The organism is Hymenobacter sp. YC55, assembly GCF_029433095.1.
Taxonomy (GTDB): Bacteria; Bacteroidota; Bacteroidia; order Cytophagales; family Hymenobacteraceae; genus Hymenobacter.
Map to the genome: position 1 here is coordinate 2,331,763 of NZ_JARNTX010000001.1, position 24,595 is coordinate 2,356,357.

Below are 24,595 nucleotides of genomic sequence, written 5' to 3' on the forward strand. Positions count from 1 at the left end.
GTCGAAACAACAACTTGTTCACGCGTGAGAAGGTCCTTCGCAAGCTCAGGATGACAGAGAAGTAATTTGGCAACCTCAGCACGCGCGATGCTTCGAAAAGCTTGTTAAGTATACCTAGCACCACGCAAACCACAACCCATGCTCGTCCCCGCTGCCGACTACCTAACCTACGCCGAGGCGGTGGCGCTCTACAACGACCTGCGGGAGGTGGACATCATAGCGTTGGTGAAATCAGCCGGGCCGCCTACGTTTCCTTATGGTGAGGGCATGTATTACCAGCTTTGGATAGAGGAAACGGAAGCCGAGGCGGCGCGGGAAACGGTGGAAGCATTTGAGGCTGAGCGCCTCAGCTTACGGGCCTTGCGCTGCCCGAAGTGTGGCACTCCTGATCCGCCCATCAGCGAGCATCCGGCGTGGTGGAAACGGCTGTTTTATGCGGGCACCGTCCTGCACAAATGCCCGAACTGCGGCGCGGAATTTCCGGTCTGAACCACTACTTTGCCGGGGTCTACCGCTCCGCTTCGGCGGGCATAACTCCTGCCTCCTTGACCTGGACCGAAGAACAGGCCCGCGCCCTGATAACCGACTCTGGCACCCTGAAACGGGGCCTCGAACTAGCCGGCCCCGCCAAATGGAGCAACCTAGGCCAAACTGCTACCGCCGCCTGGGGCGAATGCAAAGGCAGTGGCTCCAAGCCCTACCAAACCAGCATCGACCTGACCGAACCGGCCTTTAAGTGCTCCTGCCCGAGCCGGGTGTTTCCGTGCAAACATGGCGCTGGCCTGCTGCTATTGCTAGCCCGCCAGCCACAGCTTTTCGGTAGTACGGTTCCCCCTCCATGGCTGGAAGAATGGCTGGAAAAGCGCCAGCAAACCCAAGAAAAGAAAACCACCAAAGCCGCCCCAAAGCCAACTGAGGCCGCTGAAGAATCTATGCCCTCTCTGCTGGCTACGGAAGAAAGCGAAGCAGCAGAAGGCCCCGCCAGTGCTAAAACCAACCAGGCGCTGCAAAAGCGGCTAGCCCGCATGGCCCAAGGTGCCAGCGAGCTAGAAGACTGGCTGCTCGACCTGGTGCGGGCGGGCACCGCCGTTGCGAAAAGCCAGCCCCACAGCTATTGGGAAGCTCCCGCGGCCCGCCTCGTCGACAATCAGCTGCCCGGGTTGGCCAGCATCGTGCGGGAGTTGCCGGGCCTCTGCCACAGTGGCCCTGATTGGCCTGAGCGGCTGCTATCCCGCCTCGGCGAGCTGTATTTGCTGCTGCGCGCTTTCCAGCGCCTCGACCACCAAACGCCGGACGCCCGCGAGGAAATTCTGCAGCAGGTCGGTGTCAACACCAAGAAAGAAGACCTGCTGACTCGCCAACCCGCCGTGGCGGACGAGTGGCAGGTAGTGGGTTTGCACATCGAAGAGGAAGAACGCCTAACGGTACGGCGCGCCTGGCTGTGGGGCCGCCACACGCGCCGCTACGCCCTGGTATTGGAATACGCATTTGGCGGCCAGCGTTTTGCTACCTCTCTGGCCCCCAATGTCGTGTATGCTGGCGAATTGGTATTCTACCCCGGGCTGCTTGCGTTGCGCGCTATTCCCGTTGCCCTTACGGTGGTGAACCCCGCCCCGCCCGACGTTGATCCGCCCGGCCAGAGCCTAACGCAGCTCCTCGACGAGTACGCCACGGCGTTGGCCCGGCATCCGTGGCTGCGGCAGTGGCCCACCACTTTACAAGAAGTGCTGCCCACCTACCTCCCCGCCGCCGACGCGTGGGTGCTGCACCACGCCACCGAACCAACAACGCTCCCGCTGCGGCTGGAAGCAGAAACCGGCTGGCAACTGCTAGCGCACAGCGGCGGCCAGCCTATGAAGGTGTTTGGCGAATGGAATGGCCGCACCTTTCACTTGTTAACTTATTTCGTTAGCGAGGAGACGGGCCAGCCGCTAGGAGCTTGAATTTGAAGCAGAAATAATCACCGCTCTATGACCACTTCTCACCCGCAGGCTTCGTGGCCTCAACTGCTCCGGGTAGCGCTGCTAGGCACTCGCCAGAGTGGTGAACCAGTGCCCGCCGTGCTAGCCACTGCCGACACCGTCACCAGCGAGGACCGCGAACAGCAGGTGCTGCTGGCCGCCGGGGCATTGGCCCTGATGCGCCGCGCGGGCCACCAGCTGCCCACAGCAACTGTAGCCGCCCCCGTACCGGCCCCGCCCGACCCGCTGCCACCACTTGGCCCACTCGGTACGGCTTGCCTGCAACGCCTAGTGGTGGATGAGCTGTTTGTGGAGTTGCTGCCCGACTACCTACGTCAAGTAGCGGCTGTTGGGCGCCGGGTACCCGATTCGTTTCTGGCGCACCTGTTGCGCCACGCCAAGCAGTCAGTTGAAACGGCGGCTGTGCTGGAACCAGTGGCCGGCACCCGGGGCCGTTGGTTGGCGAGTCTCAATCCGGAGTGGAAGAGCCTGCTGGCCCCGCCTGATGCCGACGCCCCTGACTTGCAGCGCTGGGAAACCGGTACCTTATCGGAGCGGCGCGCCTGGCTGCGGTCCCGCTTCCGTCAAGACGCCGACACGACCCGCGCTTTATTGCTCGCTGCCCTGCCTACTGAGCCTGCCAAAGCGCAGGAAGCGTTTCTGGAAATCCTGGCCGACTACCTGCACCCCGACTCCGAACCCGTGCTGGAAACCCTGCTCCGCGCCCGAGGCCAGGAAGTGCGCCGCCAAGCCGCTGGGCTGCTGGTGCGGCTGCCCAACTCGGCGCTGGTGGAGCGGCTGTGGGCGCGGTCCGCGCCGCTGCTTGCGGTGAAGCGCGGCCTGTTGGGCCTAGGCAAAACCACACTGGAAGTTACGCTGCCGCCTACCTGGGACAAAAGCTGGCTGGCCGATGGCATCGAAGAGAAAAACGATCAATACGCCTACTATTCGGGCACCGGCAACCGGGCCACTCCGCTTGGTCCGAGCGCCATCCGGCTGGGCAATATGCTGGCACTGCTCCCCCCTAGCCGCTGGACAGCTCATTTAGGCGTTTCGGCCGAGGAGTTGTTGGCCGCTGCCTTGGCCTCGGAATGGGCGGTGCCGCTGTTGCCGTGCTGGGCCATCAGCACCCTCACTCACCACGACCTCGATTTTGCGGCCGCCTTCCTGAAACTGTGGCTGCACCATCGGCCCACGCTCCAAAAAGCCCACGCCGACCGCAACATCGATTGGGCGGCCCTCACCGAGTTGCTACCCGTGGCCACTCGGCAAGAACTGCTACTCAAGCCCATATTGCTGCGCGTCCGGCGCCAGGAGCCCAACTGGACCGACGACCTGCTCCAACTCCCCACGCCCTGGCCCCGTGAGCTAACCACCGAGGTCCTGCACAGTCTGAGTGCCAAACTAGCAAACTCGGCCACCCTCGAACGGTTCCACACCGACCTCTACCAACTCAGCTACTTCATCAGTCAGCACCTCGCCCCGGCCCTCAACCCCACCGACGCGCCCCTAGTGGAAACCACCCTGCTCGCCCTGCCCGAAGTGCACAGCACCTTCCAAAACAGCGTCCATAACATGCTCGAAATCCTACGCTTCCGCGCCGAACTGGCCGCTTCGCTAGAAGAGGAAGCTACACATTTCAAATGAGCGGGATGTAGTGGCGGTTGAGTTGTGGTAGCTGATGTTGTAAAAGCAACCGTCATGCTGAGCGCAGCCAAAGCATCTCGCGTGCTGACATTGCCAAAGTAACTGTCATGCTGAGCGGAGGCGCAGCCGAAGTCGAAGCATCTCGCTAGTGTGGTAAAATCATTTAGCATGGCAACGTCAGCACGCGAGATGCTTTGGCTGCGCTCAGCATGACGTGCTAGATAAATAAGGTCTATCAACCACCCTTATCCCGCTCCTCTTCTGAGGGAAATTAACTTTTGGCTTTCTTGACTTTGATTCCCATCCTCCTCTCACCTTCTCTCCTTTCATTACCTCAACTTATCCTATATGTCCGCCACGTCAACTGAAAACCTGCTCCGTCCGCATGCCGAAGTCCTATATGCCGAAGAACTAGCCGCGCTGGCCGCTGTTGATGACCGGCCCAAACCCACCAACTGGAAACTCTCACCGTGGGCTGTGGTCACGTACTTGTTGGGCGGCAAGCTCGACAACGGGTTTGAAATCGAGCCGAAGTACATCGGGCAGCGGCGGCTAATGGAAATTGCGGTAGCCACCCTCGCCACCGACCGTGCCTTGCTGCTGCTTGGGGTGCCGGGCACAGCCAAAAGTTGGGTTTCCGAGCATCTGGTGGCGGCCATCAGCGGGCACTCCAACCTGTTGGTGCAGGGCACGGCGGGCACCTCCGAAGACGCCATCCGCTACTCCTGGAACTACGCCCGCCTCATTGCCGAAGGGCCTTCATTGGGCGCGCTGGTGCCTTCGCCGCTGTTCAAGGGCATGCAGGAAGGCAGCCTCGTGCGCCTCGAAGAACTTACCCGCATCCCCTCCGACGTGCAAGACACGCTCATTACCATGCTCTCGGAAAAGGTGCTGCCCATCCCCGAACTCGCCACCGAGGTGCAGGCCGCGCGCGGCTTCAACGTCATTGCCACCGCCAACGACCGGGACAAGGGCGTGAATGAGCTCAGCAGCGCCCTGCGTCGCCGCTTCAACACCGTGGTACTTCCCCTACCCACCGACCTGACCGAGGAAGTACGCATTGTGCAGACTCGGGTAGCCAAACAAGGCAAGGCACTCCAACTACCCGTAGAAGCGCCCGCCGTCGAGCAAATCAACCGCCTCGTGACCATCTTCCGGGAACTGCGCAGCGGCGTGACCGAGAACGGCAAAACCAAGCTCAAAAGCCCGAGCGGCACCTTGAGCACCGGCGAAGCCATATCCGTGATGAACAGCGGCCTGGCCCTAGCCGCCTACTTCGGCGACGGCAGCCTCCGCGCCCACGACTTGGCCGCCGGCCTTACCGGCGCCGTGGTGAAAGACCCCGTGCAGGACCGCACCGTCTGGCTGGAATACCTGGAAACCGTAGTGAAAGAGCGCGACGGCTGGAAAGACCTGTACCGCGCCTGCCGAGAGGTGGTGGAGTAGACTGAATATATTTAAGTAAATAAATTAAAAAAAGAAGAACATGAATCTAGCAATCGTCATTGGTGTTAGCGAATATGCAGACGCAGCTAACAATCTTCCTGGATGTAAGAGAGACACTGATGTAATATATAATATCATATCTAGATCAGAAAAGTACGATCATATAATTTTGCTTAATAACAATGAAATTAGCAGCGAAGCTAAAAATGTTTTAATAAATTTTATTGACGAACATAAAGATCATCAAATTAATGAAGTTTTTTTCTATTATACTGGACACGGCGAATTTATAAATAATGACTTTCACTATTTATTAAGTGACTACAATCCATTAAAAAGAAAACAAACAAGTTTACAAAATATTGAAATTGACAATCTCTTAAAAACGTTAAATCCCGAATTGGTTATCAAGGTAATAGATGCATGTCAATCAGGAACAGCATACATAAAAGAGAGAGATGTTGTAACAAAGTATTTTGAAGAAGCTAAAAATAAATTCAATAAGTGTTATTTCTTAAATTCTTCTTTAAGTACTCAATCTTCATTCCAGAATGAGGAAATGAGTTATTTTACAAAAAGCTTTGCAGAGTCACTTAGAGACTCAAAGACAGACGACATTAGATACAAGGCTATTATAGATTATATATCTGATGAATTCGAAAACATTGGAAACCAAACTCCTTTTTTTGTAATACAGGCTGATTACACTGAAAAATTCTGTACAAAAACTCAGGATTTAAAAAACTATTTGGAGGGAATGAATCATGCAAGTGGTGAAGAAACAGCTAAGGACAAAACATTATCCATACATGACTTAGTAGTAAATGAAGCAAAAGATTATTTATCTAGAGATGAAGCGATTCAGCTAATTGAAATACTTGTTGAAGAGTCAAAGAAATTTAAACTTGATCGAAGTACAGAAAAATTATATAATTTAAACATAGGAATTATTGATGACTATAATAAAATACCATGCCGCATAGAAGTCGGCAAATGGCTTGATAATAATCCTAATTTATTCTTTGCTAAATCAACTCGCAGACGTGTAAGAACGACACCATTAACTGTTGCACAAACAATAAGAAGAACAATTGAAATTGAAGACGACAGTAAATTCACATTCATATTAGATGGATACGAAATCACAGTAGACACTCCATTGAAAGGAATATCTATTGATGCCAATGCAAAATACCCCAATATAACCAGTTATAATCTAGCTATATGTTTTCTTTTATCAAAAAAATCAATTAAATTATTTTTCTTTATCTATCATTATACTGAACAAGGATGGGACAACAGAAGCTTATCATTTAAAGAGGTAGTTGGAAGAACAATAGAACATAATGGTCCAAACACCGAAAAATTTAAGAAAAATATTAAAATAATTTTCGACACATTCAACAATAAGATTGTAAACGACTTACAAGAAAAATTCAAGCAATCAATTGAAACAAACCAGGTCTTAGAACCAACTCAGAGTACTCAGGCGTCAGCTCCAAAGAAGATAACTCAAAAAAAGCCAAGCGACACTTCTTCTGATAAATAGTTGATTTACTTAACTTAATAGTGACAATTCCCCGCCTTTTCGGTATCCGCCACCACGGGCCCGGCAGTGCCGCCAGCCTCCGCCAAGCCCTCGACGAGTTCCGGCCCGACATTGTGCTGCTGGAATGCCCCGCCGATGGCGAAGCGGCCGTGCAAACCATCATCCAGCGCCCCGACCTGCGGATGCCGGTGGCGCTGCTACTCTATAACCCCAAGCAGTATCAGCAGGCCTCGTTTCTGCCCTTTGCCGCCTTCTCGCCCGAAACGCAGGTGCTCCGCTACTGCCACGAACACGGCGCCCACCTACGCTGCATGGACTTGCCGGCCGCGTTGCGGTTTGCCCTGCCCGATGCCGTGGAGCAGGTGCCCGCTGAAGCCTTACCTCCAAACGCTACGTCAGCAGAGCGAGAACCAACAGGCACCGAAAACCAGCAACAAGCACCACTAGCAGCAGCAGGACCAGAAGATGAATCTGCTGCTTCAATGGAACAGGAGCCAGCCACAGAGGCTACGGAAGCAACTATAGTCCGCCGCGACCCTATCTCCTACCTCGCCGAGCTGGATGGCTACTCCGACGGGGAACGGTGGTGGGAGTTGCGCTTCGAGCACAGCGCCGGCCACGCCGATACGTTTGCCGTGGTGCTCAACATGATGACCGCCTTGCGGGAAGAGCTGGCCTTGCCGGAAAGCCGGGAAACCTTGCTCCGCGAAGCCTTCATGCGCGAAACCTTGCGCAACACCCTCAAGCAGGGCTACCAGCGCGTGGCGGTGGTGTGCGGGGCCTGGCACGCGCCGGTGCTCCACCCCGACCTACTTAAAAAGGAAGACAAAGCTTTGCTCAAGGGCCTGAAGAAAGTGCCCATCGAAGCCACCTGGATTCCATGGACCTATGAGCGGCTGTCGTACAGTTCGGGTTACGGGGCGGGTGTGTTGTCACCGGCTTGGTACGAGTTGCTGTTCACTGAGCCGCATACCGAGGTAGTAACGCACTGGATGGTGCGGGCGGCGCGGCTGTTGCGCGGGCAGGACCTGGATGCTTCATCGGCGCATGCCATTGAGGGGGTGCGGCTGGCCGAAACGCTAGCTGCTGTGCGGGGCCGGGAGTTGCCGGGCATCGAGGAACTGCAAGAGGCGGCTGTGGCTATTTTGGGCGGCGGCTACGAGGAAGCCTTGAGTTTAGTGCACCGGGAGCTGGTGATTGGAGTGTGCATGGGCGAGGTACCCGCCGAGCTGCCCGCCACACCCTTGCAGCAGGACCTCACGCAGCAGCAGCGCCTCACCCGCCTCAAGCCCGAAGCCGCCGCCCGTACCCTCGACCTGGATTTGCGCAAAGAGCTGGATCTGAGCCGCAGTCACTTGCTGCACCGCCTGCGTCTGCTCGACGTGCCGTGGGGCCAGCCGCGCCGCGCCCAGGGCAAAGCCGGCACCTTCCACGAGCTGTGGGACCTGCAATGGCAACCCGATTACGCCCTGCACGTGCTCGACGCCGGCCGGTGGGGCAATACCATTCTCGATGCCGCCGTGGGCCGCGCCCGCCAGCGCGCCACCGAAGCTCCCGACCTGGAAACCGTAAGCAAGCTACTCGAAGAAGCCCTGCAAGCCGACCTCGGCCCCGCCATAAGCACCCTAGTAGCCCGCCTGGAAACCCTCTCGGCCGGCACCCGCGACGTAACGCACCTGCTGGCCGCTCTGCCGCCCCTGGTAAATGTGCTGCGCTACGGCAACGTGCGCCGCACCGAAACCGCGCAAGTGGCCCAGGTAGTGCACCACCTGGTGCCACGCCTCTGCATTGGACTGCCCCAAGCCTGCACCGGCCTCGACTACGATGCCGCCCGCCAGCTCTTGCCCCGCATCGAAGGCACGCACCAAGCCATCCGGCTGCTTCAAAATACTGCGCAGGAAGCGGATTGGTACGCAGCGCTGGCTGTGGTATTACGCAATCCTGCCAGTTCGGGCTTGCTGGCCGGGGCTGCCGGGCGCCTGCTTTTCGATGCACAGCAGCTTTCTTCGGAAGACGCCGGCACCGCCCTTGGCCTGGCTTTGGCTCCCGCGCAGCCTACCGCTTACGCCACTGCCTGGATTGAAGGCTTCCTGAGTGGCAGCGGCCAACTTTTGCTGCATCACCGCCCCCTCTTCGCCCTGCTCGATCAGTGGCTAGGGGAGCTGAACGAAGACACCTTCCGCGAAATCGTGCCCCTGTTGCGCCGCGCCTTCACCGACTTCAGCACCCCGGAGCGCCGCCAGTTGCTGGAGTTGGCCGTGCAAGGTGGCCAGCCGGCTGCGGTGCTGGCTGTAGCGGAAGATTTCGACTTGGAACGGGGGCAACGGGTGTTGCCGATGCTGCGGGAGTTGCTAGGGTTTTAGACCCCTGGCTACGCTTATGCTCTATAACTTCACTTACGAGGTGTACTTGACCGGCTCAACTTTCTACTGCTCTTTCACTCCTTCTTGCTTGTTGCCCTCCCCGAAAAAATCTATATGAGCCGCAATATTTAGGCACTTGAATAGTTAGATACCTGCTACCCGGCACGCTCCGGCTACTATCGGCTTCCTCCTATTCTGCATACTATTTATTGAGAGCTATGACTTACTCGCAACTGACCAATTCGGCCCTGTTGGTTGGCATGTTGGGCGCATCCTCGTTGGCCGTCGCTCAACAAGCACCTCACACTATCACTACGGCTGTTCCAATTCTGACCCTCAGCCCCGATGCGCGCTCGGCCGCGCTTGGCGAAGCTGGAGTGGCTTCGTCTCCCGATGCCAATGCCGCCTACTTCAACGCTGGTAAGCTTGGGTTCGCGCCAAACCGCTTCAGTATCTCGCCCTCCTATTCGCCGTGGCTAAATTCTGCCACGAATAAAGGAGGCCTGTGGTATCTGTCGGGCTATGGCCGGCTAGGGCAGCGCTCCACTTTGGGCGCTAGCGTGATGTACTTCAGTCTGGGATATACCGGCGCTATTCCGGTACGCGGCAACGAATCGGCTTACAGTGTTTCCTACGGCCATACATTCGGTGAGCACTTTGGGGTTGGCGCCTCGGTGCGCTACATCCGTTCTACCCTCTCCACCTATTTTTTGGGAGCTGGCGGCGCAGCGGCTGACGCGGCAGCTATGGATGTGGGCGTCTATTACACCAAAGACATACCGGCGGGTGCCGATGCCTATACCCTAGCACTTGGCGCTTCTATTGCCAACATTGGCAACAAAATATCCTATTCTAATCCCTCGCAAGCTGACTTTTTACCCACTAACCTGAAGATTGGCACGGCCCTCACGCGGACATTTGGCCCCTCTCACAAGCTGACGCTCGTGGTGGATGCCAACAAGCTCTTGGTACCCAGCCCTTATTACGAAGAGGGCACCGATACTACTCCTGCTGCACTAGCCGCCAGAGCCGCCCGCACTAAAGAGGAAAACGATAAACGCCACGCCAAAGGCACTATTGCGGGCGCATTTAGCTCGTTTAGTGATGCTCCCGGTGGCTTCCGGGAAGAGCTGCGCGAAATCCGTTTGTCTACCGGACTGGAATACGCCTACCAAAACACTGTTTTTGCCCGCGCCGGCTACTTTTACGAAAGTCCAGTAAAAGGCGACCGGAATTATTTGAGCTTCGGGGTTGGAGGACGGTACCGAGCCCTAGGGCTCGATGGAGCTTACCTGGTTCCCAATTCAAGGAATAATCCGTTGGCGCAAACCGTGCGGGTGTCGTTACACGTTTCCCTTAGCAAGCGAGACGTAGCCTCAAGTACTTAGAAGAACACTTCAGCTATATAAGTCTGTCGAGGCCAGGCAGTGTCAATCGGGAGTGTAGCCTACCCTTTCTGACACTGCGCAACCAGGAACACAAGAAGCGTACGTTGCAACGCCACGGTGATAAAGCTTCGTGGGCAGGCTTAGCGGCGGAAATAAATGCGGAACGTGGACCCTACGCCGGGCTGGCTCTCTACCTCGATCTTGCCGCCGGCATTTTCCACCATTTTCTTGACCATATAGAGGCCAATACCCGAGCCTTCTACGTGGTCGTGGAAGCGCTTGAACATGGTGAAGAGTTGCTTTTGGCGCTGAGGCTCGATGCCTAAGCCATTGTCTTGCACGGTCAGGACGAGGTATTGCGGCGTGCTTTCGCAGCTGATCAGCACCTGCGGCGTTCGGTCCGGAGCCCGATACTTGAGGGCGTTGGAGAACAGGTTGTAAACGACGGAGCGCATGTTCTTTTCCGAGAACCGCACAGCCGGGCAAGCCGCCACGTCCACTTTTACCACGGCTCCCGTACCCTTGATCATCGACTCCAGATCGAGGCGCACCGCCTCCACTATCCCGGCCAAGTCCACCAGAACCGCTTCCCCGTTGTACTCCTTCTGCAGCTTCACTACGTCGGTGAGGTTGGCGATGGTCTTCGAGAAACGATCCGCCGATTCCTGCATCATGCCTATTAGAATCTGCACTTGGTCCATTTGTAGTGTCTCGGGGGGCAGCGTGTGCAGCAGGGCATCGAGCAGCCCTTCGATGTTGGAAATGGGCGCTTTTAAGTCGTGAGAAGCCGTGTAAATAAAGTTGTCCAGATCAATGTTGAGGCGGGTTAGCTGCTCGTTGGCTTCTTTGAGTTCGGTGATGTCGATGGCCGAACCCACGTAGCCGTACAGCTCACCGCTGGCATAATAGCTCGGCGCCCCCTGCGACAACAACCAGCGATACTCGCCATCCTGCCGGAGCATTCGGTGCTCGAGCGAGAATATAGCACGGTCCTGGACGGCCCCCATCAGCGTGCGCCGCGTGAGCTGCAAATCTTCGGGATGCACATGGGGCAACCAGTTGGAGGCAATAAAGTGCTCTAGCGTAACGCCAAGAAACTCCAGGAACGCCTTGTTTACATATTTCACCGATACGTCTGGGTTCACGGCCCACACAATGTTGGGGGCCGCATCGGCCATGGTGCGGAAGCGTTGCTCGCTTTCGCGCAGAGCGTCGGTGAATTGCTTTTGCTCGGTTATGTCGCGAGGGATGGCGAACAGATAGGGCTGACCTTCCAACACGAGCCCGCTCATGCTCACATTTACGGGGTACACGTGCCCGTCCTTGCGTTTGTGCAGGGTATCGAACCGGGGGTATGGGCCTTGCTGAGCCTGGGCGAAGATCTGGGCATACGCTTCCTGCTGGTACAGCGGGTCGATATCGAATATGCGCAGATGCCGGGCTTCTTCTTGGGTGTAGCCCCAGGCCTCCAGGGCTTGCTTATTTAGATAGGCAAAGGAGCCGTCTTGGCGCAGGAGAAGGAATGGGTCGAGGGCTTGGCCGGCCATGAACTCGAACCACTTCAGTTCCTGCTCGCTTTCTTCTAGCTTCTGGCGGGCCTGCACCTGCTCGGTCACGTCGAAAGCCACATGAATGACGCCCGTAATCTGGCCCCGCTCCCGCAGCGGCGTATAGGAAAGATTGTAGTACCCTGGTTTCGGCTCGTTGTTGATTTGCAGCAGTACCGGTACTTCGTGGCCGTGGAAAGGCTCTCCGGTTTTCTGCACTTGGTCGAGTAAGGCGATGACGGCTTGGCTTCCAAGTTCCGGCAGTACTTCCAGCAGAGGTTTGCCCAAGACCATGCTACCGCTTTTGCCCAGCATCTGCAGCATGGGGTCGTTGATGCTGTCGAACACCATTTCCTGTCCGCGGGTAAGGCCAATAGGTACCGGCATTTGCTCTACCAAACTGCGGAAGCGCGATTCACTTTCCGCTGCCTGTTGCCGGGCCAGCACTTGTTGCGTTACGTTGTGGGCCACGCTGAATACGCCGGCCGCAAGGGTATCGGTGGGGTTGGCGTAGTAGGGGTGGCACACAAAGTTGTAGTAGCGAAGCTTCTTCTGGCCGTTGAGGTGGAGCGTAACTGGGTACTCGGTGCCACAATACGGCTCAGCGGTGGTCCGCACTTGCTCGAGCAGTTCGGGAAAGCCTTGGGTTTTGGCTTCGGGCAGCACGTCAAACAAGGGCTGGCCGATGATAGCCGGGGTGGTACCCAAAAACTGGTGAAGCTCCTCGTTGGCCAGCTCCACAATGTTGTCCGGCCCCGTGACTATGCACACTGCTACCGGCGCCTGCATGAACAGACTGTACGTTTTCTCGATCTGGCGCAAGGCCCGCGTGCTTTTCTCGGCTTGTTGTTGCGCCGTTATATCGGTCGTGGTGTGAACGATGTAGAGCACCTCCCCAGCCGAGCTCAACACGGGCTTGCTACTTGCCGACCAATACCGCTCTTCGAATACGCCGTCGGGATTGGGCACATCGTAGCGCACAACGGGCAGTTCATACAGCTCTTTCTCTTGTCGGACGTGGTTTAAGGACTTTCGCAGCTCGGAGGCCCCGGTGGCGGCAAGGGCTTCCGGATTTTCGGGAAAAGCGACAAATACACTGCTGCCTACCACTTGCTGCCTTTCTTTATGCACCGAGCGCAGTAGCTCCTCACTTACAGCCAGCACCGTATAGTCGGGCGCGTTCGGCTGTAAGAGCAGAAAGTTGCCGGGCAAGGCCTCGAAAGTTGCTTGAAAATCCACGAAGAGAGTGGTTTGCACAGAAGGTAGCGTAGATGCCTTTAGTTGCTCTTAGTACTAGTCCTGTTGAGGAAAGTTCCTGTTGAGATTAGCTGAGCAACGAGCAATGCTCTACTACTAAGCATGTTCCAGCAGCTGCAGGCTGGGGGCGTCATTGTTGAGGTAAGCGCCTTATCCTCATAGTTTTTCTCTCAAAGCGCGGCTAAGTGAACAGCAGCCGTACACCGGCTGCGCACTGTAGCGCGAAACCACGGGAAGCCTGTTCCACGCTCCGCTTGCTACCTCGTTCACATCACCAACTTTTCGGCTCGGAATACGTCATCGGCGGCTTGCAGGAGCTTGGCGCGCAGCTTGGGGTTGTACTGCGGGTGCGCGGCCAAGAACTCGCGGACGGTGCGGGCGGCGGTGGGCGTCTGGTAGGAACCGAGCGTGGCTTGCAGCCAGGAATACGGGAAGAAAATGTCGCCGGTCTGCTGAATTTCTTCGAGCAGCGCCAGGCTTTGGGGCAGGTACTTTTCGGAGGTAGCAGCGCGCAACGGGTGGTGCAGATACCCAAGCGCCGAAACCACCCACGCTTCCTTTTCGCGGTTCTTTTCGTCTTTCAGAGAAGCAAAGAAGGCGTCGCGCGTGGCCGCCTCGGGGGCCAGAGATGGCATCAGGAACTGCATGCGTTTTTGGCGGTCGGGGTTTTGGATGCGGGCGAGCTGCGTGGGCAGAATGGGCGTGGCGGCCGGGTAGTCGCGCACGGCCAGGGCTAAGGCCAGGGCGGTGTAGTCGTCCTCGGTGAGTTTGATGCCGGTGGGCGCCTGCTGCTTGTTCCAGATGTCGTAGAGCCGGGTTTGGGCCTCCTTGGTTAAGGCTACGGACTGGTAGGCTTTGAAAAGCAGCTTCTTGGAATTGGGGGCCGGGTTTTGCTGCATGGTTTGCCACAGCTCTTTTTCCAGCACCGGGGCCAGCGTTACGCGCTCCTCGGGCTTGAGCAGCCGCCAGAAGATGTCGGTGGCCTGGCCCGTGAGCAGTTTGATGTTCAGTTCTTCTTTCTCTTTCGGCAACACCTGGCGGTACACTTCCAGCAGCTGCCGCGGCGCAATGGCGCGGCCGTTGAGCATGTTCTCGTAGAAGTTGACGTAGGCCGTGGCGCGGCCCACCGGGTTTTGCAGCTTGGCTAGGTTAGCGGTGAGTTGCTTGTCGATGGGGAAGACGCCGTAGCCCAAGCCGGTGGAGTTGAACAAGATGAACGTGGGCGCTGCCTCGCCTACGGCCTCCGGCAACAGCACCTGGCGCTGGCTCATGTTCACGGTCAGTTCCTTCACCCGGTTGGGGTATACCAGCAGCACCTCAAACAGCTGCGGCCATAGCCGGTCGGACTTATCCTCAGCTTGCTGCGTAAGCTGCAACGCCGTGATTTTGCCGTTCGCAGTTTGCAGGTTGTAATCGAAAATGGGACGGCCGGGCAGGTTCACCCACACCTGGTTCCAAGCTTGCAGGTCGGCGGGGGTGCGGGCGTCGAGGATCTGGATAAGGTCGGGCCAGGTGGCGTTGCTGAAGGCGTACTTCTTAAGGTATTCTTGCAGGCCCTGGCGGAACGGCTCCTCCCCCATCAGCCGCTCCAACTGCCGCATCATAATGGGCGCTTTGTGGTAGATGATGTTGCCGTAGAGCGAGCCGGCGTCCTTCAGATTTTCCAGGTCCTGGCGGATGGGGTTGGCGCCGGTGGTGCGGTCTACGCCGTAGGCCGCCGGATAGTGGTCGATGACGAACTTAAGGTCGTAGTTGGAGTTGGCAACAGCTATTTGGGTGATTTTGTCGGCCATGAAGTTGGCAAACACCTCCTTCATCCACACGTCGTTGAACCACTGCATGGTCACCAGGTCGCCGAACCACATGTGGGCGGTTTCGTGGCTGATGAGACTAGAGCGGCTGATTTTCTGGTCTTGCGTAGCGCCTTCGTCCAGGAACAGCGTGCTGGCTTTGTAGTCAATGGTGCCCACATGCTCCATGCCACCGTACTGGAAATCGGGCAGCGCCACAAAATCGAACTTGCGGAACGGATACGGAATGCCGGTGTATTCTTCCAAGAACTTCAACGCGTCGGCGTGAATCTGGAAAATGGGGTCTAGGCTGAGCTTCAGCTTGTCTTTATCGGTTTCGCGGTGCAGAAACTGCATTTCGCGGCCCGCCAGGGTGCGGGAAATACGTGTGAACTTGCCCGCCGCAAAAGAGAACAGGTAGGTGCTGATGGTGTCGGAAGGTGCGAAGCGGAACGTCTTGCTGTCGGCCATTACGGTGGAATCCTGCAACGGGCCGTTGGCCATGGCCTGCCAGGTTTTCGGCACCGTTAGGGCCAGCGTGAACGAGGCCTTGAGGTTGGGCTGGTCGAAAACCGGAAACACCGTGCGGGCGCGGTCGGGCACGAGCAGCGTGTACAGGAAATCCTCGTTGCGGTTGAGGCTCTGGTTGCCGGCAACAAATTCTATACGCACCTCATTCAAACCGGTTTTGAGGCTGGCCGCCGGGACAATCAGGTGCTCGTCGTGGTGGTCGATAGCCACGGGCTTGCCGTTGACGGCTACTGATTGCAGCTTCTCTTTCTGCTCTTTGAAATCGAGCTGCACCGGCTGAGTAGCGTCGGCGAGGTGGAACGTAACGGTTTCCGAGGCGGCAATCGGTTCGTCTTTCGAGGCCGGAATAGTAAGAGCCAGGTTGTAGCCGAGCCGGGAGATGCGGCGGGCGCGGTCCTGCGCCAATTCCAGGCTTACGCCCGGCACCACCGCCATAGCGGGCGTAGCCGACACGGGCTTAACGTCGGAAACAGTTGGTTTTTTCACGCAGCTTGTAATGCAAAAGGCCAGCGCAAAGGCCGCGCCGTGTATAGTGGTGCTATGCTGAAGCTTCATCAGTGGAATCCATCAAGTCGAAAACCCAAGATAGAGCAGTTTCCGTGTCCGCCACTCTGTAGAGCTACAGAGAAGTACCTTCATCCTTGCCGTTATTTACTTGTCGTTCTAAAACCACTATCAGCAGAATCGTCTGTGCTACCGTATCAGCTATCACTCCTCGCGCCTGTCATCCTGAGCGGAGCGAAGGACCTAATGCCTGTCGAACGACTGTCGAAACAACAACTTGTTCTCGCGGGAAAAGGTCCTTCGCAAGCTCAGGATGACAGACGAATTCGTGCTCTTACCCTTTCTTAGCGAATCCAACTCCAGTCTACTTGATGCCTCTTCCGCCTAGACACCCTCTTACGGAAAATCCGGTGCAGCTCTACGCGCTAGGCGATTCGGCCATTGTGTTGCAGTTCGGCGACGCCATCAGCCAAGAAATTCACCGTGCTATTCAGGCTGTGGCGGCATACTTAGAGGAACATCCGTTTCCCGGTTTCGTGGAGCACGTGCCAGCCTTCACGACGCTCACGGTGTATTATAATCCCTGGCTAGCCAGCCAGGCCGGGCGCCTCGACCCATACGCGGAGGTAGCCCGCCAGCTACAAGAGCTGCTGAGCCAGGTGCAAGTACCAGTTGATTCCACTGCTTCGCCCGTGGTAGAAATTCCGGTGTGCTACGGCGGGAGCTTCGGGCCCGATCTGGATGTGGTGGCCCGCCATACGGGACTGACGCCGGAGCAGGTGGTTGCCTTGCATACCGCGCCAGAGTATCTGGTGTACATGATAGGGTTTGCACCGGGATTTCCGTATTTGGGGGGCATGAACGAGCAACTAGCCGCCCCGCGCAAAGACCAGCCCCGCGCCGAGGTGCCGGCTGGCTCAGTGGGCATTGCCGGCAAGCAAACCGGTATCTACTCGCTGCCTACGCCGGGCGGCTGGCAGCTGATTGGCCGCACACCGCGGCGCCTATTCACGCCCGAAGCCGCGTCGCCGAGCTTGTTGCGGGCGGGGCAGCGGCTGCGGTTTGTGCCCATCAGCGCAGAGGAGTTCCACCAATTGCAGGAAAATGAGCTTTAGCATCATTCGGCCGGGGATGCTGACCACCGTTCAGGATGCGGGGCGCCTCGGCTACCGGCAGGCCGGCGTCATCGTGAGCGGACCCATGGATGGGCTAGCGCTGTGGCAAGCCAACGTGTTGGTCGGCAACCCGGAAGAGGCGGCAGGTCTGGAAATTACGCTCCGTGGGCCCACTATACAGTTTGAAGCCGACCACCTGATTGCGCTAACTGGCGCCGACCTTTCACCTACCCTGAACGGCCAGCCGGTGCTCCAGCGGCGGCCCGTTGCCGTGACCCGCGGCTGCGAATTAGCTTTTGGCGCGGCCCGGAGCGGATGCCGGGCCTATCTGGCAATAGCAGGCGGATTAGCAGTTCCGGAAGTGCTTGGCAGCCGGGCCACGTATCTGCGGGCAGGCATCGGCGGTTTCCAAGGCCGTGCCTTACAGGCTGGCGACGTAGTACCAGTGGCCGGGCCTACGGAACTCGGTAGCCACTTGCACCGGCGTTTAACAAGCCACCACCCCGACCAGCCGTGGGCGGCCACACGCTGGAGTATTGCGCCATCGTTGCAGGCCTCACCTACCAGCGTGGCGACCGTACGTGCCCTTCGGGGGCCGGAGTACGACCGGTTCACTCAAACAAGCCAGCAGGCTTTTTGGACGCAGGAATTCACCGTCACGCCGAGTTCCGACCGGATGGGCTACGGGCTCCAAGGACCCGAGTTGCGGCGCCACAACCACCAGGAAATTCTGTCCACGGCCGTTACTTTCGGCACGGTGCAGGTACCAGCTGGTGGTCTTCCCATTATCTTGATGGCCGACCACCAAACCACCGGCGGCTACCCACGCATCGTGCAGGTAATTTCAACTGACTTTTCACTGCTCGCCCAACTGCCGATGGGTGGCAAGTTGCGCTTTCAGGAAGTGACGCTGGCTGAAGCGCACCACGCCTACTTGCACCAAGAACGCACCCTTCATCAACTCGCCCGAGCTATCCAGCTCACTGCCCGCCACCAATGACCCAACCGTACTCCGTCGATTTGAACTGCGACATGGGGGAAAGCTTCGGCGCCTATTCCCTGGGCCACGACGAAGCCATTCTCCCCTTCGTCACGTCTGCCAACATTGCCTGCGGCTTCCACGCCGCTGACCCCGCTATCATGAAACGCACCGTCCGCTTGGCTTTGCAGCACCACGTCGCCATCGGCGCCCACCCCGGCCTCCCCGACTTGGTAGGCTTTGGGCGGCGCGAAATGGCCGTTTCGTCGGAAGAGGCCTACAATATGACGGTCTACCAGATTGGTGCCTTACAGGCCTTTGTACGGGCCGAGGGGGGCACGCTGCACCACGTAAAGCCGCACGGCGCGCTCTACAACATGGCCGCCGTGAACCCCGCCCTGGCCGAAGCTATTGCCGAAGCCGTGTACCGGGTGCAGCCCGACGCCTGCCTCTACGGCCTGGCTGGCAGCGCCCTGATTAGCGCCGGCCAGAAGCTCGGCCTGACCACTGCCCACGAGGTTTTCGCCGACCGTACCTACCAGCCCAACGGCACCCTCACCCCCCGCCGCCAGCCCGATGCCCTGATTACCGATGCCACCGCGGCCATCAACCAAGTGGTGCGCATGGTAAAAGAAGGCCGGGTGCGGGCATTGTCGGGCGACGACGTAGCCATTCAGGCCGATACGGTGTGCATCCACGGCGACGGAGCGCACGCCCTAGAGTTTGCCCAACAGATTCGGGCCCGGCTGCAAGAAGAAAACATTAGCGTGCAGGCCGGCCTGCGGAACGCCACCGCATGAGGCCGCCGCGCAAGTGGGGGGTGCTGATAGGCGCCGCTTTCCTAATGGCTACTTCGGCGGTCGGCCCCGGCTTCCTTACCCAAACCACGGTCTTCACCGAATCGTTGGGCGCCAGCTTCGGCTTCGTGATTCTGACTTCTATTATCATCGATATCGGTGTGCAGCTCACCATTTGGCGGGTTATTGCGGTATCAGAAATGCGGGCACCGGACATTGCCAATCGAGTGCTGCCGGGCCTTGGCGGCTTTATTTCCGCCCTCACTGTGCTCGGCGGTCTGGCCTTCAACATCGGCAACGTGGGCGGCGCAGGCCTTGGCTTGCAGGTACTGACGGGCCTTCCGGTCACGACCTGCGCGCTGCTGGCGGCGGCTATGGCCTTGGCGGTATTTCTGGTGCGCGAGGCGGGGCCGGTTATGGACCGGTTTGCCCAACTCATGGGGCTGGTGATGATTCTCATTATCATTTACGTAGCCGTAACCACCAGCCCGCCGGTGGCCGAAGCTGCCCTGCGTACGGTGGCTCCTTCCCGCATCGACCTTACTTCTATCGTCACCTTGGTTGGGGGCACGGTGGGCGGCTATATCACCTTTTCCGGCGGCCACCGCCTCCTCGACGCGGGCATCAAAGGCCCGGCAGCCCTACCGCACGTAACGCAAAGTGCCATCATGGGTGTGTCGGTGGCTTCCTTGATTCGGGTATTCCTGTTTCTGGCCACGCTCGGGGTAGTGAGCCGCGGGCTGGCTATTGATGCCAGCAATCCGCCGGCGTCGGTGTTTCAGCTGGCGGCCGGACAGGTGGGCTACAAGCTCTTTGGCGTGGTGATGTTTGCGGCGGCCATTACGTCCATCATCGGCTCGGCCTACACCTCGATTTCTTTCCTAAAGTCCTTACTGCCAAGCGTGGCCACCCACGAAAACCGCTTCATTATCGCCTTCATCGTCTTATCGACGCTAGTTTTCGTAACCATCGGCAAGCCCGTTGCCCTGCTAGTGTGGGCCGGAGCCCTAAACGGCTTTATTCTGCCAATAACCCTTGCCACCCTGCTCGTAGCCGCTTACCGCCGCGACGTAATTGGCACCTACCGGCATCCGCTATGGCTGGCCGTGTTTGGTCTGGCAGTCGTTTTGGTGATGACAGGCATGAGCGGCACCGTACTGGTGGAGCAGGTCTCGGGGCTATTTAAGTAGAAGTACGACGCACTTTGTCATCTCACGCTCCGCTGCTCAAGCCATTGTCTGCTAGTCGAAACTTTGCTCTCAATTCGTTGTCAAAGTAACTGTCATGCTGCGCTTGTCGAAGCATCTCGCGTGCTCACATTGTGATACTATTGTCATGCTGAGCTTGCCGAAGCATCTCGCTCGATTCATTGCAATGGCAAAAGGATGTACCAAACACTAGTGAGATGCTTCGACTGCGCTCAGCATGACTGCCTTTATCGGCTCATTTAGTCAAATTCTTTCTGCCTTTCCCCTTCTGCTATGAAACTTGTTTACCGCCTGCTTGCCGCCACATTACCCCTCGTTGCCGCAGGTTACGCCAGCCGACAGCCCGCGCAAGCTCCGTACGACCTCGTCATCACCCATGCCAATGTGGTGGACGTGGAAACCGGCCGGGTGCTGCCCGACCAAACGCTTGGTGTAAGCGGTGGTTTGATTCAACAGCTAGGCAAGTCGACTGCCGCCCCGCTGGTCGCCAAGAAAACGCTGGATGCCCGCGGCAAGTACTTGATTCCGGGTTTGTGGGACATGCACGTGCACTTCCGGGGCGGCGACTCGCTGATTACGGCCAACCGCAACCTGCTGCCCCTTTACCTGGCCCACGGCATAACCACGGTGCGCGACGCTGGCGGCGACCTGACACCGGCGGTTTTCTCCTGGCGTCAACAAATCCGGGCCGGGCAACTGGCCGGACCTACCATCTACACCTCCGGCCCCAAGATAGATGGTCCCAAAGCATTTTGGGCCGGTTCGCTGGAGGTCGAGACGCCCGCGCAAATCGAGAAGGCACTGGATTCCTTGCAGGCCCTGAAGGTAGATTACGTGAAGCTCTACGAAAGCACCATCTCCCGCGAGGCCTTCCTCAACACGATTACCGCCGCCGAAAAACGAGGCCTGACCACCACCGGCCACATGCCCTACACTGCTACGTTGCGCGAAGCTTCCGAACGGGGCCTCGACGCCTCGGAGCACCTTTATTACGTATTTAAAGGCTGTTCCGCCAAAGAAGACAGCATCACCAAGGCCGTGCAAACGAGCCTAAGCACGCCCAAGCCACTCGGCCTGTTTGCCGTGCTACCCGCCATCTACCGCACCTACGACCCCGTTACGGCCACCCGCCTCTACCGCACCTTGGTAGCCAACAAAACGGCCGTCGTCCCCACGCTCTACATCCAGAAGCTGCTGGCCGAACTCCCCGAAACCGACCACGCCCGCGACACATTGCTCGCTTACATCGACCCCAAGATTCAGGCCACCTACGCCCGCCGCTTGGCTGGCGCCCGGGCGCAATCCGCCGCCACCCGCGCCTTCAATAAGCAGCTCGGGGCTAAGTTCACAACCCTAGTGCCCGCCATGCAAAAAGCCGGCGTAACGCTGCTAGCTGGCTCCGACAGCGGCGCGTCCAACTCCTATGTGTATCCCGGCACCTCCTTGCTCGGCGAGTTGGAATTGATGGTACAAGCTGGCCTCACGCCGGTGCAGGCGCTACAAGCCGCCACCATCAACGGCGCCCGGTTCATGAAAGCCGACAAACGCTCCGGCACCATTCAGAAAGGCAAAGACGCCGACCTGGTGCTACTAGATCAAAATCCCTTAACAAACATCACCAACCTACGCAAGGTTAACGCAGTCATCACGCAAGGCAAAGTGTACACCGCCACCGAACTCCGGCAGATGCTGCAAGCCGTAAAACACTAGGCAAAAAAGATAAGAGCTAAACGGCTAGTTCCCCTCAGCTGCTGTTGCACATCTAGCAAGGGCGGTCTAGGGGTCGTTGACCTAGCAGTGAACGACATCTCCAGCCCGTCATGCTGAGCGGAGTCGAAGCATCTCGCTAGTGTGGTAAAACCCTCTTATGAGTTCAACGATTCGAGCGAGATGCTTCGGCTCCGCTCAGCATGACAGTTACTTTGGCAATGTCAGCACGCCAGATGCTTCTACCAGTGGACGCCAAATCAAGTAGGAAACCAACTTCTAGTCATTAACTCTACTTTTAGAAGAAAGAAGCGCCTATGCCTGTTCGTGACATCCTGCAACTCGGCCACCCTACTCTGCGCCAAATAGCCCAACCTGTGCCGGACCCTACGACACCGGCCGTGGCTGCCCTCGTAACGGACCTGACCGATACCGTGGCGCACTGGCGCGAAACTACTGGCTACGGCCGCGCTATTGCGGCTCCGCAGATTGGCGAGTTGCAGCGCGTGATTCTGCTGCGTCTGCCGGGCCGGCCGGTGTGGCCGTTCATCAACCCGAGCATCGTGGCCCATAGCCCCGAGAAGATGGTGGTGTGGGATGCCTGCTTGTCGTTCCTGTCCATCTTTATGCAAGTGGAGCGCTACGAGTGGATTACGGTACGCTACCAGGACCTAGCCGGCCAGTGGCACGAAACTTACGCCGGCCGCGAAGACGACCTCGCCGAACTACTCCAACACGAAATCGACCACCTCGACGGCATCCTCTCCCTCGACCGAATGGTAGACGTCAAAACCCTCTGCTCCCGCGAAGAATTCGAGCGCCAATACCGCGCCGACAGCCCCTATGGCAGGGCGTAAGCGAGGCACTTTTTTACACTGAACTACTCACTCATCTATTCATCACAGTCATACATCTGTCATCCTGAGGCGGCAGCCGAAGGACCTTCTGGCAGCTGAACGAGTCATGGGCACGTTTGTCGTTTAATCGTGAGAAGGTCCTTCGGCTACTGCCTCAGGATGACAGACTTCATTTATAAGCGCATCTATTAGTACCAGAAAAGACTAATCCGGCTCCGGCTAGTACCTTTCGGATAATGGCAAATATGTATTCCCCCTTCGTTGTCTACGATTTACAGCAAAACGCAACCCCCGAGCGCAAGTACCGGATTGTGGTGGATTTGTCGGAGATGGACGACTACTACAACGTGTTTGAGAAGCATGGGTACAGCGGCAGCGGCGCCTCATGGGCCGAGCACATCGAAACCATCTTGGAAGAACACGCGCCTGAACTGCTGGATCATGTGGAACTGGCCGGCGAAGGCGAAATCTTTCGCGCGTATGCGGATAGCCGCGCCACGGCCGAGCAATTCCTGCGCTTAGTGCACCCCATTTTTGGCGACCTTGGCAGTTTAAATAAGTATCTCAGCCAAACTGACCCTGGCGACTTTTTTGAGTGAGAATCTTTCAGTTGATTGCGCCACTCTCTTCTACGTTATGCCTGAATCTGCTGCTGCCCGCTGGAAACTGGTGCTCGGCTCTGCCGCCGATGCCGACAACCAAACGCCTCTCTCGCCCGACTACCAGGGCATGGACCAGGTGCTAACCGCCCTCTACGACGAGCAGGAAGGCAAAGAGCGCAAAGCCGGCCTCGGCGGCTCAGCGCCGCGCGTCAGCCGCTGGCTCGGTGACATCCGCACCTACTTCCCCTCCGACGTGGTAGCCGTCATGCAGCGCGACGCCATGGACCGCCTCGGCTTGCAGCAGCTCCTGATGGAACCCGAAATCCTGCGCACCGTGCAGGCCGACGTACAATTGGTGGGCACACTTCTATCGTTGAGCCGCGTGATGCCGCAGAAAGTGAAGCACACGGCCCGCGAAGTGGTGCGCAAAGTGGTGCAAGAGCTAGAACAGAAACTCTCGAACCCGCTGCGGCAGGCGGTGCAGGGCGCCCTGAGCCGGGCCGTGCGCAACCCGCGCCCCCGCTACCGCGAAATAGATTGGGGCGCTACTATTCGGGTTAACCTAAAGCATTACCAGCCCGAGCAGCGCACTATCATTCCCGAACGGTTGGTGGGCTTTGGGCGGCGCGGGCAGGCCCTCAAGGAAATCGTGCTGTGCGTAGACCAAAGCGGCTCGATGGCCTCATCGGTGGTGTATACGGGCGTGTTTGGAGCGGTGCTGGCGTCCATCAAGGCGGTGAAAACGCACATGGTGGTGTTCGACACCGCAGTGGTCAACCTCACTGAAAACCTCCAGGACCCAGTGGATTTGCTGTTTGGCGTGCAGCTGGGCGGCGGCACCGACATCAACCTGGCCCTCACCTACTGCCAGCAGCTCATCACCCGCCCCACCGATACCATTCTGGTCCTCGTCAGCGACCTGTACGAAGGCGGCAACGAAGCCGCAATGATCAAGCGTGCCGCCGCCCTCAAAGCCGCGGGTGTCACGGTAGTGGCCCTGCTTGCCCTTTCCGACGAAGGCGCCCCCAGCTTCGACCGTCGCGTAGCCGAAAAGCTAGCCACTCTCGATATTCCGAGCTTTGCCTGCACCCCGGCACAGTTTCCAGAGCTAATGGCCGCCGCTATCCAAGGCCGGGAGCTGAAAGTTACCGCTTAATAGAGCCTGTAACGCGAAGCCTGCGCTTCGTGCCGCATTGCTAGGGTTGAACTAGTTAACGCCAAGCTCACGCCTAATGAGCCATTGAGCGACTGAACTGCACTGTTGCAACGACATCGTTCAACGACACGCGAAGCGCAGGTTTCGTGCTCCATCTTAGGCCGCTATAAAGTACTGCCGCATGGCAGTAT

General features: G+C 57.9%; 17 protein-coding genes. 15 read left to right on the forward strand and 2 right to left on the reverse strand.

Annotated elements, in window-relative coordinates; translation table 11 throughout:
• Positions 1 to 138: 138 nt before the first annotated feature.
• The 7 genes from P1X16_RS09950 to porV all read left to right on the forward strand — a co-directional run bounded on the left by P1X16_RS09950 (position 139) and on the right by porV (position 10,354).
• Positions 139 to 489, forward strand: coding sequence for a hypothetical protein (locus tag P1X16_RS09950; protein WP_277228204.1), 351 nt, complete (start codon positions 139 to 141; stop codon positions 487 to 489).
• The gene (locus tag P1X16_RS09955) at positions 456 to 1,943 is read left to right on the forward strand and encodes a hypothetical protein (RefSeq protein WP_277228207.1); all 1,488 of its coding nucleotides are present in this window, start codon (positions 456 to 458) and stop codon (positions 1,941 to 1,943) included. The genes P1X16_RS09950 and P1X16_RS09955 overlap by 34 nt, the downstream gene beginning before the upstream one ends.
• Before the next feature lie 27 nt (positions 1,944 to 1,970).
• Positions 1,971 to 3,608 carry a DUF5691 domain-containing protein gene (locus tag P1X16_RS09960; RefSeq protein WP_277228209.1) on the forward strand — a complete coding sequence of 546 codons (1,638 nt, stop codon included), beginning with the start codon at positions 1,971 to 1,973 and terminating at the stop codon, positions 3,606 to 3,608.
• A 348-nt stretch (positions 3,609 to 3,956) separates the two neighbouring features.
• Positions 3,957 to 5,054, forward strand: a complete 1,098-nt coding sequence (locus P1X16_RS09965) for an AAA family ATPase (protein ID WP_277228212.1) — start codon at positions 3,957 to 3,959, stop codon at positions 5,052 to 5,054.
• Between the two features lie 40 nt (positions 5,055 to 5,094).
• The gene (locus tag P1X16_RS09970; RefSeq protein WP_277228216.1) at positions 5,095 to 6,603 is read left to right on the forward strand and encodes a caspase family protein; all 1,509 of its coding nucleotides are present in this window, start codon (positions 5,095 to 5,097) and stop codon (positions 6,601 to 6,603) included.
• A 20-nt stretch (positions 6,604 to 6,623) separates the two neighbouring features.
• On the forward strand, positions 6,624 to 8,966 hold the full coding sequence (locus P1X16_RS09975) for a DUF5682 family protein (protein ID WP_277228218.1): 2,343 nt from the start codon (positions 6,624 to 6,626) through the stop codon (positions 8,964 to 8,966).
• A 218-nt stretch (positions 8,967 to 9,184) separates the two neighbouring features.
• Positions 9,185 to 10,354, forward strand: a complete 1,170-nt coding sequence (gene porV / locus P1X16_RS09980; RefSeq protein ID WP_277228221.1) for a type IX secretion system outer membrane channel protein PorV — start codon at positions 9,185 to 9,187, stop codon at positions 10,352 to 10,354.
• 140 nt (positions 10,355 to 10,494) lie between these two features.
• Here the strand turns inward: porV and P1X16_RS09985 are convergent, their stop codons facing one another.
• Together P1X16_RS09985 and P1X16_RS09990 are read right to left on the reverse strand one after the other, a co-directional pair.
• Positions 10,495 to 13,158 (reverse strand): PAS domain S-box protein, encoded by a 2,664-nt coding sequence (locus tag P1X16_RS09985; RefSeq protein WP_277228224.1) that lies wholly within the window; start codon positions 13,156 to 13,158, stop codon positions 10,495 to 10,497.
• 266 nt (positions 13,159 to 13,424) lie between these two features.
• Positions 13,425 to 15,914, reverse strand: a complete 2,490-nt coding sequence (locus P1X16_RS09990; RefSeq protein WP_277229523.1) for a M1 family aminopeptidase — start codon at positions 15,912 to 15,914, stop codon at positions 13,425 to 13,427.
• A gap of 440 nt (positions 15,915 to 16,354) precedes the next feature.
• Here P1X16_RS09990 and pxpB point away from each other — a divergent pair, with 440 nt between their 5' ends.
• From pxpB to P1X16_RS10030, 8 genes are all read left to right on the forward strand, one after another.
• On the forward strand, positions 16,355 to 17,098 hold the full coding sequence (gene pxpB / locus P1X16_RS09995; RefSeq protein WP_277228226.1) for a 5-oxoprolinase subunit PxpB: 744 nt from the start codon (positions 16,355 to 16,357) through the stop codon (positions 17,096 to 17,098).
• Complete coding sequence (locus tag P1X16_RS10000) at positions 17,088 to 18,098, forward strand: biotin-dependent carboxyltransferase family protein (protein WP_277228228.1); 1,011 nt, start codon at positions 17,088 to 17,090, stop codon at positions 18,096 to 18,098. Before pxpB ends, P1X16_RS10000 begins: the two co-directional genes overlap by 11 nt.
• Positions 18,095 to 18,877: a 5-oxoprolinase subunit PxpA gene (locus P1X16_RS10005; RefSeq protein ID WP_277228231.1), complete on the forward strand. Its 783-nt coding sequence runs from the start codon at positions 18,095 to 18,097 to the stop codon at positions 18,875 to 18,877. The genes P1X16_RS10000 and P1X16_RS10005 overlap by 4 nt, the downstream gene beginning before the upstream one ends.
• Before the next feature lie 44 nt (positions 18,878 to 18,921).
• Positions 18,922 to 20,064, forward strand: a complete 1,143-nt coding sequence (locus P1X16_RS10010; RefSeq protein ID WP_277228233.1) for an NRAMP family divalent metal transporter — start codon at positions 18,922 to 18,924, stop codon at positions 20,062 to 20,064.
• 291 nt (positions 20,065 to 20,355) lie between these two features.
• Complete coding sequence (locus P1X16_RS10015) at positions 20,356 to 21,792, forward strand: amidohydrolase family protein (protein ID WP_277228236.1); 1,437 nt, start codon at positions 20,356 to 20,358, stop codon at positions 21,790 to 21,792.
• Positions 21,793 to 22,106: 314 nt separating this feature from the next.
• Positions 22,107 to 22,646: a peptide deformylase gene (locus P1X16_RS10020; RefSeq protein WP_277228238.1), complete on the forward strand. Its 540-nt coding sequence runs from the start codon at positions 22,107 to 22,109 to the stop codon at positions 22,644 to 22,646.
• A gap of 245 nt (positions 22,647 to 22,891) precedes the next feature.
• Positions 22,892 to 23,245, forward strand: coding sequence for an Imm51 family immunity protein (locus P1X16_RS10025; RefSeq protein WP_277228241.1), 354 nt, complete (start codon positions 22,892 to 22,894; stop codon positions 23,243 to 23,245).
• A 37-nt stretch (positions 23,246 to 23,282) separates the two neighbouring features.
• On the forward strand, positions 23,283 to 24,404 hold the full coding sequence (locus P1X16_RS10030; protein ID WP_277228244.1) for a VWA domain-containing protein: 1,122 nt from the start codon (positions 23,283 to 23,285) through the stop codon (positions 24,402 to 24,404).
• The last annotated feature ends 191 nt before the right edge of the window (positions 24,405 to 24,595 follow it).